The sequence below is a fragment of the Cyanobium sp. Morenito 9A2 genome, from assembly GCF_024345575.1.
GTDB lineage: Bacteria > Cyanobacteriota > Cyanobacteriia > PCC-6307 > Cyanobiaceae > ATX-6F1.
In genome coordinates, this window is record NZ_JAGQBJ010000004.1 from 25,489 (window position 1) to 39,460 (window position 13,972).

Sequence of the window (13,972 nt, forward strand, 5' to 3'; positions counted from 1 at the left end):
GACCGTCGCTCCGCCCGCCCCGAGGATCATGCGCAGCACCTGGATTGAGAAGCGTCGCGGCACGGCCAACGTGTCCCAGATGCATTACGCCCGCCAGGGTCTGATCACCGAGGAGATGGTCTTCGTGGCCCGGCGGGAAAACCTGCCTGAGAGCCTGGTGATGGAGGAGGTGGCCCGGGGCCGGATGATCATCCCCGCCAATATCAATCACCCCAACCTGGAGCCGATGGCGATCGGCATCGCCTCCAGGTGCAAGGTGAACGCCAACATCGGCGCCTCACCGAATGCGTCGGATCTTGACGAGGAGGTGGCGAAGCTGAGGCTGGCCGTGAAGTACGGCGCCGACACGGTGATGGATCTCTCCACCGGCGGTGTCAACCTCGATGAGGTGCGCACGGCGATCATCAACGCCTCCACCGTGCCGATCGGCACGGTGCCGGTGTACCAGGCGCTCGAGAGCGTACACGGTTCGATAGAGAAGCTCGACGCCGATGATTTCCTGCACATCATCGAGAAGCACTGCCAGCAGGGCGTTGATTACCAGACCATCCACGCGGGCCTGCTGATCGAGCACCTGCCCCTGGTGAAGGGACGCCTCACGGGGATCGTGAGCCGCGGCGGCGGCATCCTGGCCCAGTGGATGCTCTACCACCACAAGCAGAACCCGCTGTTCACGCGCTTCGAAGACATTTGCGAGATCTTCAAGCGCTACGACTGCAGCTTCTCGCTGGGCGATTCCCTCCGCCCCGGCTGTCAGCACGACGCTTCCGATGCCGCCCAGCTGGCGGAACTCAAGACCCTCGGTGAACTCACCCGTCGGGCCTGGAAGCACGACGTGCAGGTGATGGTGGAGGGTCCGGGACACGTGCCGATGGACCAGATCGAGTTCAATGTCAAAAAGCAGATGGAGGAGTGCAGCGAGGCGCCCTTCTACGTGCTCGGACCTCTGGTCACGGATATCGCCCCGGGTTACGACCACATCACCAGTGCCATCGGCGCGGCCTTGGCCGGCTGGCACGGCACGGCGATGCTCTGCTACGTCACCCCCAAGGAACACCTGGGCCTGCCCAATGCCGAAGATGTGCGTGAGGGCCTGATCGCCTACAAGATCGCCGCCCACGCTGCCGACATCGCCCGCCACCGTCCGGGGGCCCGCGACCGTGATGACGAACTCAGCCGCGCCCGCTACGCCTTCGACTGGAACAAGCAGTTCGAGCTCTCGCTCGATCCCGAACGGGCCCGCGAGTACCACGACGAAACCCTGCCGGCTGACATCTACAAGCAGGCAGAGTTCTGCTCGATGTGCGGGCCGAAGCACTGCCCGATGCAGACGAAGATTACGGATGAGGACATCGCCGGGTTGGAAGAGGTGCTCAAGGCACAAGCCAAGGAGAAGGAAGCCGCGGTGGTGTGAATAGCCAAGCTGTTTGCTGATGAGTGGCCCAGGGGAGGAACTTCTGGGCCTTTTTCTTGCCTCGGGGCATGGGGCATCCGGCGGTTGGGTTGGCACTGGATGGGGGGCTTGGCTAGTAGCGCTGGCGAGAGCAGACTATCTTCTGTACCAGGGGGAACAGTTGATACGCAGTTCCGCCTAAGACGCTGACTAGTCAAAGCCTTCAGCTCAAGGCCACGTTACCGCTGTAGTTTCATGCGATGCTTCGTGCCTTGGTTGGGTCTTCTACGGACAGAATGGCCTTGGCTCATTTGCATCACTGACCAGTCCAATCGGCGTTCGAAGGATGTGTCGTCTTTGATGGGAGCCAGCAAGGCAGCGTTGCGTTGCTGTAGCCAGGCAGCTACAGGTGAGGCAGGGTTGAAGTCCGTCAAGCAGAGCTTTTCTCCCACTGGCACGAGGTTGGCGTGATCTGATGTCTTGACCCATGGCTCATGCCAGGATCAGACGCCTCACTCTCTGGCAATCCTGGGGACTTCAAGCCCGCTGGCGCCAACGAGCAAGGTTCTTGTCGCGAGACAGCCCTTGGCTACATCGCCTGGCGACAAGTGATGACCAAAGCGGCCAGGACTCATGCCTTTCCAGGGAGTACCTCTATCAGGAATTGCCAGGAGACCATTACCCGAGCCTTTCCACCATCCTCAAGGTAGTCTCGGCTATGGACCTGTACTTGAGCGCCAGTGTGAGAAGTGAAGCAGTGATTGCCTGAGCTCTGCTGGCGAGGCAAAGGTCCACAGACGCTGCCTGTTGAGAAACGACACCTTCGAACAAGCCCCTAGAGTGGACAGGCCTCCGGCGAGTCTGCCTCGATAGCGATAGCTTCCTGCCTGCCACTCAGGGGCACGTTAGCTGTACAGGAAGCCCGTGCTGGCTATCCTTTGAGTGGTGATGGCGATCACGGATGCCGACAATCCTCAGAAGCGGCCCGTATCGGTTCTACTTCTACAGTCACGAGCCATATGAGCCTCCTCATATTCATGTTGACCGAGATCAGGCTTCATGCAAAGTTTGGCTCACGCCAGTGGCACTTTCCTCAAGCCTTGACTTTAGGGCCAGAGAGCTGCGTGAGATTGAACGGCTGGTCAGCATGAACAGAGCTATCCTGTTGAAAGCATGGGAGGAGTTTCATGGCTAACCCTGGCGAGCGGGTCACAGATGTTGCCTGCACAGAGGACAAGTTAATTGTTGACCTCGCAGACGGCCGCTCTATCTCTGCGCCTCTGGCTTGGTATCCGCGGCTTTTACATGCCACCCCTCGGGAGCGGGAGAATTGGGAGATTGCTGGAGCTGGCTTTGGAATCCATTGGCCAGATGTTGATGAGGACCTCAGTGTGGAGGGCCTTCTTCGTGGCGCACCATCGCCGCAGGTGAAGGCGCTGACCAGCTAACAACGCCATGCACCAGAGCCGCCACCGGAAAGTTGGGTTCTATTTCTTAGTCTCACTGCGGCCAGGTGATGGCGGGCGTTCGACACACATGACCACCCCCTCACCAATCAAGAGTTCCGCCGAGGAGCCGGGCAAACGGTTGGTAGTCTTGATTGATGCTGATAATGCGCAACCAGCAGTAATTGAAGCTCTTCTAGAGGAAGTCGCACTGTTCGGGGAAGCAATCGTATGAAGGATCTGCGGAGACTTCGCAACAGTGGCAAGTGGATCTTGGAAAAAGTTCCTCTACAAGCACTCGATCAAAGACATTCAACAGTTTGCTTACACCGTTGGCAAGAACGCGAAAGACAGTGCGATGATGTTGATGCGATGGGCCTTCTTTATACACGAAGGCTTGATGGTTTTTGTCTAGTCGCAAGCGATAGTGACTTCACTGGGCTTGCTGTTGGGCTGCGAGAAGAGGGCATGTTGGTGTATGGATTTGGAGAGCAGAAGACTCTGCAAGCATTATGGAATGCTTGCCATAAATTTATCTTCACTGAGATTCTACGACCCGCTTCAAAGACGCTCACTCCAAAGAGCTCTTGCGCTCCTACCGTCGCAGCCGGCTTGAAACAGTCAGCTGGATCGACAGTCGTTCTTGATATTTCGGCCGGCTTTTTGATGGAGGCCCTTGCCAAATCATTCGAAGGCACTGGCTAGTCGCATCTAGGCACATTCGGCAGCTATCTTCAAAAAATTCAGCCAGACTTTGATGCTCGTATAGATGGCTTCAAGAAACTCTCTGATCTAGTGGGAGACATCCAAATATCTTCCAGGCTGACGAGAAAGTTGGATCCGGAGGTCATCAAAAAATCTCTATGTGCGAGCAAAGAATAGTGTCTAACATCAAGATCTAGAGGGCAGGACTCAAGATGACTGGGACAACCATAGAGCTTCCTGCTGCTGCCGATCTTGGCCGTTTGATACGTCAATGCCTTCTGAGCCCACGCCTTCTCAGTTCAAGATCCTCTGCACGCCTTCAAAAAGCCCCACCCATCTGGGAGGGGCTGAGAAGGCCGAGAAACGCCCCGGCCCCAATCACGAATTGATCTAACCCAGAATCGCCTTCGCCTTCGCCACCACGTTCTCCACCGTGAAGCCGAACTTCTCCAGGCACACACCACCCGGAGCCGAAGCACCGAAACGATCGATCGAGACGGTGTCACCGTCGAAGCCGGTGTACTTGTGCCAGCCGAAGGAGCTGGAGGCTTCCACCACCAGGCGCTGGCGCACGGCGGCGGGGAGCACGGATTCGCGGTAGGCGGCGTCCTGCTCCTCGAACAGTTCCACGCAGGGCATCGACACCACGCGCACATTTTTGCCCTCGGCCCGCAGCTGGGCGGCGGCCTTGGTGCAGAGCTCAAGCTCAGTGCCCGAACCGATCACGATCAACTCGGGGGTGCCGTCGCTGTCTTCGAGGATGTAGCCGCCCCTGGCCACCTTCTCGGCGGCGGAGTTGGCCTGATTGGCCATCGCCTGGCGGCTGAGGGCCAGCACCGTGGGCCGCTTGCGATTGGTGATGGCTACCTGGTACGCGCCGCTGGTTTCGTTGCCATCGCCCGGGCGGATCACCAGCAGATTGGGGATCGCGCGCAGATTCGCCAGTGTTTCCACCGGCTGGTGGGTGGGACCGTCTTCGCCTAGGCCGATCGAGTCGTGGGTGAACACGTAGATCACCCCCAGCTCGCTCAGGGCCGAGAGCCGGATGGCGCCCAGGGCGTAGCCCGCGAACACCAGGAAGGTGCCGCCGTAGGGAATCAAGCCGCTGCCGTGATACGCGAGGCCATTGAGGATCGCTGCCATGGCGTGCTCACGCACGCCGAAGTGGAGGTAGCGGTTGGCCTCGGCGCCCTTCTGAAAACTCTTCTCCCCCTTGATGTCGGTGAGGTTGGAGTGGGTGAGGTCTGCCGAGCCGCCGATCAGCTCGGGCAGCTTGGGGCCGACCGCATTGAGTACGTTGTAGGAGTACTGGCGCGTGGCCAGGCCCTTGTCGGCGGGGGTGAAGCTGGGGAGCGACTGCTCCCAGCCGCTGGGCAGCTCGCCCCGCAGCCGGCGCTCGAATTCAGCGGCTTCAGCGGGGTAGGCGGAGCGGTAGGAGGCCAGGGTGTCGTTCCAGGCCGATTCCAGGGCCGCGCCGCGCTTGATCGCCTGGCGCCAGTGGTCGTAGGACGCCTGGGGCACCTCGAAGTCGCCGTAGGTCCACTCCAGGGCCGCCCGGGTGAGGGCCGCTTCCTCGACGCCCAGGGCCGCCCCATGGACGCCGGCGGTGTCGGCCTTGTTGGGGGAGCCGTAGCCGATGGTGGTGGTGACCTTGATCAGGCTGGGCCTGTCGGTGACCGCCTTGGCCGCCTCGATCGCCCGACTGATGGCGTCCACATCGGTGTTGCCCTCGGCCACGTGCTGCACGTGCCAGCCGTAGGCCTCGTAACGCTTGAGCACATCCTCGGTGAAGGAAACCTCGGTGTTTCCATCGATGGTGATGTGGTTGTCGTCGTAAAGGCCGATCAGCTTGCCCAGGCCCAGGTGACCCGCCAGGGAGGCGGCCTCACCGGAGATCCCCTCCTGGTGGCAACCGTCGCCCATGATGACGTAGGTGTAGTGATCGACCAGCGGCAGACCGGGCCTGTTGAACTGGGCCGCCAGGTGCGCTTCGGCGATCGCCAGGCCCACGGCGTTGGCGATGCCCTGGCCCAGGGGGCCGGTGGTCACCTCGACGCCGGGAGTCTCAAACGTTTCCGGGTGGCCGGGGGTCTTCGATCCCCACTGGCGGAACTGTTTGATGTCTTCGATCGAAACGCTGTCGTAGCCGGTGAGGTGCAGCAGCGCGTAGAGCAGCATGCAGCCGTGGCCGGCGGAGAGCACGAAGCGGTCCCGGTTGAACCAGAGGGGGTTCTTGGGGTTGTGCTTCAGCACGCGATCCCAGAGGGCGTAGGCCATGGGCGCCGCGCCCATGGGGAGGCCGGGGTGCCCCGAGTTCGACTTGTTGATCGCGTCGATCGCCAGGAAGCGAATGCTGTTGACGCAGAGGGTGTCGATGGACACGGGGGGTGCGGCGACCATGGGAGTGGATGGAAGGGTGAGGAGAGTGGGGCGTTCCGGGGGGGGCTAGGAAATCACCCCATCCGACGGAAGGCAAGACAGACGTTGTGACCACCAAACCCGAAGGAGTTCGAGAGCACCACGTTCAGCTTCTGTTCCCGGGCTTGGTTGGGAACGTAATCCAGATCACAGGCAGGATCAGGGTTTTGATAATTGATCGTAGGCGGTATGAGGCCATGGACAATCGCCAGCACGGAGGCCACGGCCTCGATGCCGCCGCTGCCACCGAGCAGATGTCCGGTCATCGATTTGGTCGAGCTCACCGGGATCTGGAACGCATGGTCGCCGAGGACCGTTTTGATGGCGGCGGTTTCGTTGCTGTCGTTGGCCTGGGTGCTGGTGCCGTGGGCGTTGATGTAGTCCACGTCGGTTGGATCGATCTTGGCATCGGCCAGGGCCAGCCGAATCGCCTCGGCGGCGCCGACTCCGCCAGGTGAGGGCAGCGTGTAGTGGTAGGCGTCACAGGTCATGCCGTAACCCACCACCTCCGCCAGGATCTCGGCGCCGCGGGCCTCGGCGTGCTCCAGGCTTTCAAGCACCAGCAGGCCAGCGCCCTCGCCGATTACGAAGCCGTTGCGCTCGGCATCGAAGGGCCGGCTGGCCGTGGCCGGGTCGTCGTTGCGAAACGAGAGGGCTTTGGCGCTGGCGAAGCCCGCCACCCCCAGGGGCGTGATCGCCGATTCGGCGCCACCGCAGACCATGGCGTCAGCCAGACCGAGCTGAATCAAGCGAAAGGCATCACCGATGGCGTTGGATCCGGCGGCACAGGCGGTAGCGACGGCACTGCTGGGACCCCTGGCCCCCAAGGCGATCGCCGCCAATCCCGTGGCCATGTTGGGGATCATCATCGGCACGCAAAACGGGCTGACCCGATCAGGGCCGCGCTCGGCGAGCACATGGGCCTGGCTTTCCATCATCAGAAGGCCGCCGACCCCTGACCCGATCGCCACACCGATCCGGTGCTGGTTGGCAGGGTCGATGGCCAAGCCGGCATGGACTACCGCCTGCTTGGCCGCCACCACACCGAACTTGGAGAAGCGGTCCCAACGCTTGGCCTCCTTGGGCTCGATGAAGCCGGTGGGATCGAAGTCTTTGACTTCCGCCGCGAAACGACAGGCATGATGTGAAGCATCAAAGAGGGTGATCGGCGCCACCCCGTTGCGACCAGTGCTCAGACCCTCCCAATAGGAAGTGACGTCATTGCCGATCGGTGTGACCGCGCCCAGTCCTGTGACAACGACGCGGCGGAGACCCTCCACCATCCGGATCCTCAGGCCTGCTTGTCCTGGATGTACTTGACGGCGTCACCAACGGTGGTGATGCCTTCGGCGGCCTCATCCGGGATCTCGATGTCGAAGGCCTCTTCCAGGGCCATCACCAGTTCAACGGTGTCGAGGGAGTCGGCGCCCAGATCGTTCTGAAAATTGGATTCGGGCTTGACCTCAGCGGCATCAACGCTGAGCTGCTCGGCAACGATCGAGCGGACTTTCTCGTAGATCGCTTCCTGGGACATGACCGCTGTGTGGGAGGCCGCATCCTACGGGTCGCCCGGACAGCCCCCTGGCTTATGAACAAGGGTGACGGGGTGGTGGGCGCCCGGTCTGGCTCCCCTCCGGGATGGGTACTTTGGGCACCACGCCGTTTGCTTCCGGCCGGGCATGTCCCATTCCGTCAAGATCTACGACACCTGCATTGGCTGCACCCAGTGTGTGCGCGCCTGCCCTCTCGACGTACTCGAGATGGTTCCGTGGGATGGCTGCAAGGCCGCCCAGATCGCCTCCTCGCCCCGCACCGAAGACTGCGTCGGTTGCAAGCGCTGCGAAACCGCTTGCCCCACCGACTTCCTCAGCATCCGCGTTTATCTCGGCGACGAAACCAGCCGCAGCATGGGACTGGCCTACTGATCGGCCTTCCCCTCAGGAACCATGCCCGGCCTCGGTCGGGCTTTTTTTCTGCTTGGCAATCCACTAGAAACGAGCCCACTCAGCCCTTCCCTCCATGTGCGGCATCGTCGCGGTGATTGGCTCCCGCGAGGCGGCCCCTCTGCTCCTGGAGGGGCTGCGTCAACTTGAGTACCGGGGATACGACTCTGCCGGCCTGGCCACCGTGACCGGCGGTCAACTCACCTGCCTGCGCGCTGAGGGCAAGCTAGTGAATCTGACCCAGCGCTACGAGGTGCAGGGGGCCCGGGGGCTCTGCGGCATCGGCCACACCCGCTGGGCCACCCACGGCAAGCCGGAGGAGCGCAACGCCCATCCCCACCTCGATGGCTCCGGCCGGGTGGCGGTGGTGCAGAACGGCATCATCGAGAACTTCCGCAGCCTGCGCCAGGAGTTGCAGGCGGAAGGGGTGCTGTTCCGCTCGGAGACCGATACCGAGGTGATCCCCCACCTGTTGGCCCGTGAACTGGCGACCTTGCGCCAGAGCGGCCGGCCCGCCAGCGGTCAGCTGTTGCTGGAGGGTCTCCAGCGTGTGCTTCCCCGTCTGCACGGGGCCTATGCCCTGGCGGTGGTCTGGGCGGAGACTCCCGGCGCTCTGGTGGTGGCGCGGCGACAGGCGCCGCTTTTGATCGGCCTGGGGGAAGGGGAGTTCCTCTGCGCCAGCGACACCCCGGCCCTGGCTGGTTTCACGCGCACAATCCTGCCCCTGGAAGACGGCGAGGTGGCCCTGCTCACCCCCCTGGGAATCGAGCTCTACGACGGCTCCGGCGAGCGACAGCAACGCACCCCCACCCTGCTCAGTGGCACGGAGCACGTGGCGGACAAGCGCAGCTTCCGTCACTTCATGCTCAAGGAGATCCACGAGCAATCGGAAACGGCGGCCCTTTGGGTGGCCCGCCACCTGCCCGAGCCGGGGGAGGCTGAGCGGACTGTGGCCGGTGCGGCGCCGCTGGTGGCCCTGCCGCTCGATGAGTCGGTGTTCTCCGGGGTCGAGCGCATCCAGATCCTGGCCTGCGGCACCAGCCGCCATGCTGCCCTGGTGGGGGCTTACCTGCTGGAGCAGCTCTCCGGCCTGCCAACTTCCGTTTTTCACGCCAGTGAGTTCCGCTATGCCCCGCCGCCCCTGGCCCCCCATACCCTCACCATTGGTGTCACCCAGTCGGGGGAGACGGCTGACACCCTGGCGGCCCTGGTGATGGAGCAGGGGCGGCGGGAACTGGTGGCGGATCCCAGGTATGCCCCTCGGCTGTTGGGTGTCACCAACCGGCCGGAAAGCTCCCTGGGCCGCCTGGTACCCCACATCCTCGACATTGGCGCCGGCATTGAGGTGGGGGTGGCCGCCACGAAGACTTTCCTGGGCCAGTTGCTGGCCTTCTACGGCCTGGCCATCGCCTTTGCCGAACGACGCGGCCACGCCCCTGGAGAGCTTCAACAGCTGGTGCGGGCCCTGAGGGGCATCCCCGCCCAACTGCAGACCCTGATCGACGACCACGACAACCGTTGCGCCGAGCTGGCCCACCTGTTCGCTGAGACCCACGATGTGATCTTCCTGGGACGGGGGATCAACTATCCGATCGCCCTTGAGGGGGCCCTCAAGCTGAAGGAGATCAGCTACATCCACGCTGAGGGCTATCCCGCCGGCGAGATGAAGCACGGCCCGATCGCCCTGCTTGATGCACGGGTGCCCGTGGTGTCAATTGCCGTGCCGGGATTGGTGTTTGACAAGGTGCTCTCCAACGCCCAGGAGGCCAAGGCCCGCGATGCCCAGTTGATCGGCGTGGCCCCCGAAGGCCCCGACACCGAACTGTTCGACCTGTTGCTGCCGGTACCGGTGGTCGATGAACTGATCTCGCCCTTGCTGACGGTGATTCCCATGCAGCTGCTCAGCTATCACATCGCTGCCCACAGGGGCCTGGACGTGGATCAACCACGAAATCTGGCGAAGAGTGTCACGGTGGAGTGAACTGGGGTCCCGGCCTGCGCAGACCGGGACCCGGCTCAAGGGCTCGTGAAGCACTGGGTTCGCTGGGCCATGGGGGACGCTTGGGGCGGCCCTGCCCTTTGCACCCTTGACCGCACGGGCGCTGGGTTATGGCACCAGCAGGGGGTCGCTGCGGCCATAGCGGTCTTCGAAGCGGACGATGTCGTCTTCGCCCAGGTAGGGGCCGCTCTGAACTTCGATCAGCTCCACCGGGATCTTGCCGGGATTGGAGAGTCGGTGCCTGGCGCCGAGGGGGATGTAGGTGCTCTGGTTTTCGCCCACCAGCTCCTCGACACCATCTTTTTCGACAACGGCCGTGCCCTTGACCACCACCCAGTGTTCGGCCCGGTGGTGGTGCATCTGCAGGGACAGGCAGGCCCCGGGCTTGACCTGGATCTTCTTGACCTGCCAGCGCTCGCCTTCCACCACGCCGTCGTAGTGGCCCCAGGGGCGGTAGATGCGGCGGTGGGCCTTGCCTTCGGAACTGCCATCGGCCGCCAGCCGGTTCACGATCGTCTTGACGTCCTGGGCCCGGTCGCGGTGGGCCACCAGCACGGCGTCATCGGTTTCAATCACCACCAGATCCTCCACCCCAAGCCCCACCACCAGGCGGTGCTCACTGCGCAGGTAGCAATTCCGCGCCCCCTCGCTGATCACCCGGCCCCGCAGCACGTTGCCGGCGCCGTCTTGTTCGCCCGTTTCCCACAGGGCGCCCCAACTGCCCACATCACTCCAGCCGGCTTCCAGGGCCAGCACCGATCCGCGTTCGGTCTTCTCCATCACTGCCACGTCGAAGGCGATGTTGGGGCAATTGGCGAAGGCCTCCCGCTCCAGCCGCAGGAACTCCAGATCGCTGCTGTCATGGTCGAGGGCGGAGCGGCAGGCGCTCACCACCTCAGGAGCCCAGCGCTCCAGTTCCGAGAGCACCGTGCTGGCGCGGAACAGGAACATGCCGCTGTTCCAGGTGAAGCGACCACTGGAGAGGAACTGCTCAGCGGTGGCTTGGTCGGGTTTTTCGACGAAACGGGCGATCGGCACAGGCGCGGCCCCCAGCCCCTCGGTCGCCTCGATGTAGCCGTAACCCGTTTCCGCTGAGCTCGGCACGATGCCGAAGGTGACCAGGGCACCGGCTTCGGCGGCGGCGATGCCAGCGCTGACCGTGGCGCGGAAGTGGTCGGCTTCGCGGATCACATGGTCGGCGGCCAGCACCAGCAGCAGGGGGTCCTCTCCTCGGGTCGTGGCCTTGAGGGCCGCCACCGCCACGGCCGGCGCGGTGTTGCGCCCGAGGGGCTCCAACAGGATCGCCGCTGGCTCAATGCCGATCTGGCGCATCTGCTCGGCAACAATGAAGCGGTGGTCCTCGTTGCAGATCAACAGCGGTGGGGCGAGGCCGGGCAGCCCCTCCAGCCGCTGCTGGGTCTGTTGCAGCAACGTCTCCTCTCCCTGGCCGGACAGGGGCCAGTACTGCTTGGGGTAACTGGCCCGCGACAGGGGCCAGAGCCGGGTGCCGGTGCCCCCGCAGAGGATCACCGGCACCAGGGCAATGGGTCGGCTGGCCGAGGAGCTCATGGGATCGAGTCGGGCTACGGCGTCGATGCTATGGGTCTCCTCATGGATCCAACAACCCCGGCGGCGGCGTCAGGCCCAGCCAGCCCTCGGAAAGGTTCACGGTCGGCACGATCGCCTCGACGAACGGCACCAGCACCTTGCGCCCCTGGCCCCCTCGGGGGCCGTCGGGCCTGAGTTCCACCTCCAGCAGGTCATTGCCGGCCGACAGCAGATCCACCACGGTGCCGATCGTGCGGCCGTCGGCCTCGAGGCGCACCTCCAGCCCCACCAGGTCCATCAGGTGGAACTCCCCTTCCTCCAGTTCCGGGCGGTCATCGGCGCGCACCAGCAGCGCCTGTCCCACCAGGGCTTCGGCCGCTTCGCGGCTGTCGATGCCCGTCAGACGCACGACGAACAACTCCTTGCCGGGCAGTTGGCGCCCGGCAAGGAGTTCCACCGGGCGCGGTTCCTCCTCTTTCAGCCTCAGCCAGCGGGGGCCGGGCACGGTGAAGCGTTCAGGAAAATCGCTGCGGGGCACCACGCGCAGCTCCCCACGCAGGCCTTGGGCCGCCACCAGCTTGCCCACCATCAGCCACTCGTCCATTTCCATCGCGTCGGTTGCCAGCGCCGGAGCTGATAATGGCTGCACGACGGACTGATCCCATGGCCGAATCGATCCTGCCGGGCTCCACCGTGGTGGTGCGCGATGTGACCTCGATCTACGACGGCTACCGGGGCTTTGTGCAGCGGATCAGTGATGTGCGGGCGGCGGTGCTGTTCGAGGGTGGCAACTGGGACAAGCTGGTGACCCTGCCGCTCAAACACCTTGAGAAGCGCTGAGGGCCCTGGGCCTCAGACCCACCCCTCAGTCCGAGGGCAGCTGGGCCTCCAGTGCCTCCAAGGCCCGGCGGGCCGCCCGTTGCTCGGCCTCCCGCCGGGAGCGGCCTGAACCCTCGCCCAAGGGCTTTCCCGCCAGCTCCACCCTGCTGTGGAAGCGCTCCGGGTGGCCGTGGCTGCGGTGGCGTTCCTCCAGGGCATAGCTCGGCAGCCCCAGCCCCTTGCCTTGGCTCCACTCCTGGAGAGCCTGTTTCCAGTTGTGGCGGTGGGGATCCGCCAGCAGTTCGGCGGTGGCCCGCTGCCAGTGGGGGGACAACCAGCGGTGGATGGGCAGCAGGTTCCCCCAGGCTTCGTAGAGGCCACCGATCAAGGCTTCGGTGCATTCGGCTCGCACCGTGGGGGCGGCGAGCGGATCCAGCCGGGTGGCCTCCGCCTGCAGCAGCACCGCATCGATTCCGCAGGCGGCCCCGAGTTCGGCCAAAGCCCGATCGCTCACCAGCTGCGCGCGCAGGGCCGAGCAGGCCCCTACACCGAGTTGGGGGTGCTGGTGCTGGAGGTGTTCCGCCGCCGCCAGGCGGAGGACCGCATCGCCAAGAAACTCCAGGCGCTCATGGTTCCGGGAGCGGCTGGCCGAGGTGTGGGTCAGGGCCTCATCGATCGGGGCCAGATCGGGGGCTTCCTCCAGCCCCAGGGAGGCCAGAAAGGCGACCAGTTGCTGACGGCGTTCGTTCGGGATCGGCATGGCAGCGGGTGGGGCCAGGGCCGCCAACGGGGGCTGTGGAAGGGGGTGAAAGCAGGACGTAAGCCGGGTTCTGTTCCAGATCGCCAGGCGATCCGGGGCGGTCATCTATCTGGGACCGTTGTTACCAACGGCCTCGAGCGGCGCACTTAGGGCGGGACGGGTGTCATGGCCAACCGTTGTCCCTGGGCCTTGCTCCCAGCCGGGGTTTACCGAGCCAGCACCTCTCGATGCTGCTGGTGCGCTCTTACCGCACCTTTGCACCCTTGCCTGTGCCTCGGGCAAGCCCGGGTCATCGGCGGTGTGTTTCTGTGGCACTCTCCTCACGGTCACCCGCACTGGGCGTTACCCAGCAAGCCTGGCCATTGGGGAGCCCGGACTTTCCTCAACCGGGGGACATCCCCCGATTGCGACCACCTCGCCTGCTTTCGGGGTCCATCATGCCCACGGGTGGCCGCCCGGCAGAGGGATCCCATAATGACCATCCTGGGGGCTGTAGCTCAGCCGGATAGAGCGACGGTTTCCTAAACCGTAGGTCGTGGGTTCGAGTCCCGCCAGCCCCGTCGGCCGCCCCCTTGGAGGGATGCAATCGTGCCGCTAGCGTTGGCCCGTTGCCGCACTGGAGCCATGGGACTCCGCCTTCACCTCCCGCTGGTCTTGGCCTCGGCCAGCGCCTTCACGGCTGGTTTGGTGGTTTCTGCCGGCATCGCCATGGCCCAGCAGCCGAACATGCAGAACGCCTTGGGATCCCTGCTCAACGCCCAGGCCTCCTTGCAAGCGGCCGCTCCCAACAAAGGAGGGCACCGCGATCGTGCCCTCGCTCTTGTGGCCCAGGCCATTGTTCAGGTGCGGGCTGGCATCGCCTACTCCGCCAACTGAACCAACCGGACACTCTGGAGGAGGTAGCATACGCTACGTGTGGTGGTCTACCAATTGGCGCCACTG

16 protein-coding genes, 1 tRNA gene and 1 other RNA gene are annotated in these 13,972 nt (G+C 64.1%); 11 read left to right on the plus strand and 7 right to left on the minus strand.

Annotated features, from left to right (window positions below; all coding sequences use genetic code 11):
• The first annotated feature begins 28 nt into the window (after positions 1-28).
• From thiC to KBY88_RS16260, 6 genes are all read left to right on the plus strand, one after another.
• A complete protein-coding gene (gene thiC, locus KBY88_RS06800; RefSeq protein WP_254939170.1) occupies positions 29-1,414 on the plus strand; it encodes a phosphomethylpyrimidine synthase ThiC in 1,386 nt (461 codons plus the stop codon).
• A 940-nt stretch (positions 1,415-2,354) separates the two neighbouring features.
• Positions 2,355-2,588 (plus strand): DUF4160 domain-containing protein, encoded by a 234-nt coding sequence (locus KBY88_RS06805; protein WP_254939171.1) that lies wholly within the window; start codon positions 2,355-2,357, stop codon positions 2,586-2,588.
• Positions 2,581-2,841: a DUF2442 domain-containing protein gene (locus tag KBY88_RS06810; RefSeq protein WP_254939172.1), complete on the plus strand. Its 261-nt coding sequence runs from the start codon at positions 2,581-2,583 to the stop codon at positions 2,839-2,841. Before KBY88_RS06805 ends, KBY88_RS06810 begins: the two co-directional genes overlap by 8 nt.
• 88 nt (positions 2,842-2,929) lie before the next feature.
• Positions 2,930-3,073: a PIN domain-containing protein gene (locus tag KBY88_RS06815; protein ID WP_254939173.1), complete on the plus strand. Its 144-nt coding sequence runs from the start codon at positions 2,930-2,932 to the stop codon at positions 3,071-3,073.
• Entirely contained in the window at positions 3,070-3,543 is a 474-nt protein-coding gene (locus KBY88_RS06820; protein ID WP_254939174.1) for an NYN domain-containing protein, read from the plus strand. Before KBY88_RS06815 ends, KBY88_RS06820 begins: the two co-directional genes overlap by 4 nt.
• A 36-nt stretch (positions 3,544-3,579) precedes the next feature.
• A complete protein-coding gene (locus tag KBY88_RS16260) occupies positions 3,580-3,720 on the plus strand; it encodes an LOTUS domain-containing protein (protein WP_396102764.1) in 141 nt (46 codons plus the stop codon).
• Between the two features lie 213 nt (positions 3,721-3,933).
• Here the strand turns inward: KBY88_RS16260 and tkt are convergent, their stop codons facing one another.
• The 3 genes from tkt to acpP are packed head-to-tail and all read right to left on the minus strand — an operon-like array spanning position 3,934 to position 7,495.
• Positions 3,934-5,943, minus strand: a complete 2,010-nt coding sequence (gene tkt / locus KBY88_RS06825; protein ID WP_254939175.1) for a transketolase — start codon at positions 5,941-5,943, stop codon at positions 3,934-3,936.
• Positions 5,944-5,996: 53 nt separating this feature from the next.
• Complete coding sequence (fabF, locus tag KBY88_RS06830) at positions 5,997-7,244, minus strand: beta-ketoacyl-ACP synthase II (RefSeq protein WP_254939176.1); 1,248 nt, start codon at positions 7,242-7,244, stop codon at positions 5,997-5,999.
• Between the two features lie 8 nt (positions 7,245-7,252).
• A complete protein-coding gene (acpP, locus tag KBY88_RS06835) occupies positions 7,253-7,495 on the minus strand; it encodes an acyl carrier protein (protein WP_254939177.1) in 243 nt (80 codons plus the stop codon).
• Between the two features lie 145 nt (positions 7,496-7,640).
• Here acpP and psaC point away from each other — a divergent pair, with 145 nt between their 5' ends.
• Positions 7,641-7,886 (plus strand): photosystem I iron-sulfur center protein PsaC, encoded by a 246-nt coding sequence (psaC, locus tag KBY88_RS06840; RefSeq protein ID WP_254939178.1) that lies wholly within the window; start codon positions 7,641-7,643, stop codon positions 7,884-7,886.
• A 94-nt stretch (positions 7,887-7,980) separates the two neighbouring features.
• Positions 7,981-9,885 carry a glutamine--fructose-6-phosphate transaminase (isomerizing) gene (gene glmS, locus KBY88_RS06845; RefSeq protein WP_254939179.1) on the plus strand — a complete coding sequence of 635 codons (1,905 nt, stop codon included), beginning with the start codon at positions 7,981-7,983 and terminating at the stop codon, positions 9,883-9,885.
• Positions 9,886-10,011: 126 nt separating this feature from the next.
• Here the strand turns inward: glmS and KBY88_RS06850 are convergent, their stop codons facing one another.
• Together KBY88_RS06850 and rimM are read right to left on the minus strand one after the other, a co-directional pair.
• Positions 10,012-11,472 (minus strand): mannose-1-phosphate guanylyltransferase/mannose-6-phosphate isomerase, encoded by a 1,461-nt coding sequence (locus KBY88_RS06850; protein WP_254939180.1) that lies wholly within the window; start codon positions 11,470-11,472, stop codon positions 10,012-10,014.
• Positions 11,473-11,512: 40 nt separating this feature from the next.
• Positions 11,513-12,061 carry a ribosome maturation factor RimM gene (gene rimM / locus KBY88_RS06855; protein ID WP_254939343.1) on the minus strand — a complete coding sequence of 183 codons (549 nt, stop codon included), beginning with the start codon at positions 12,059-12,061 and terminating at the stop codon, positions 11,513-11,515.
• A 53-nt stretch (positions 12,062-12,114) separates the two neighbouring features.
• Between rimM and KBY88_RS06860 the strand changes: the two genes are divergently transcribed.
• A complete protein-coding gene (locus tag KBY88_RS06860; protein WP_254939181.1) occupies positions 12,115-12,291 on the plus strand; it encodes an NAD(P)H dehydrogenase subunit NdhS in 177 nt (58 codons plus the stop codon).
• A 25-nt stretch (positions 12,292-12,316) separates the two neighbouring features.
• Here the strand turns inward: KBY88_RS06860 and rnc are convergent, their stop codons facing one another.
• Both rnc and rnpB read right to left on the minus strand, forming a co-directional pair.
• Positions 12,317-13,030 (minus strand): ribonuclease III, encoded by a 714-nt coding sequence (rnc, locus tag KBY88_RS06865; protein WP_254939182.1) that lies wholly within the window; start codon positions 13,028-13,030, stop codon positions 12,317-12,319.
• A gap of 44 nt (positions 13,031-13,074) precedes the next feature.
• Positions 13,075-13,456: RNase P RNA component class A (rnpB, locus tag KBY88_RS06870), an RNA gene on the minus strand.
• Between the two features lie 60 nt (positions 13,457-13,516).
• Here rnpB and KBY88_RS06875 point away from each other — a divergent pair.
• Together KBY88_RS06875 and KBY88_RS06880 are read left to right on the plus strand one after the other, a co-directional pair.
• Positions 13,517-13,590: transfer RNA gene (locus KBY88_RS06875), tRNA-Arg, on the plus strand.
• A gap of 64 nt (positions 13,591-13,654) precedes the next feature.
• Positions 13,655-13,906 (plus strand): hypothetical protein, encoded by a 252-nt coding sequence (locus KBY88_RS06880; protein WP_254939183.1) that lies wholly within the window; start codon positions 13,655-13,657, stop codon positions 13,904-13,906.
• The last annotated feature ends 66 nt before the right edge of the window (positions 13,907-13,972 follow it).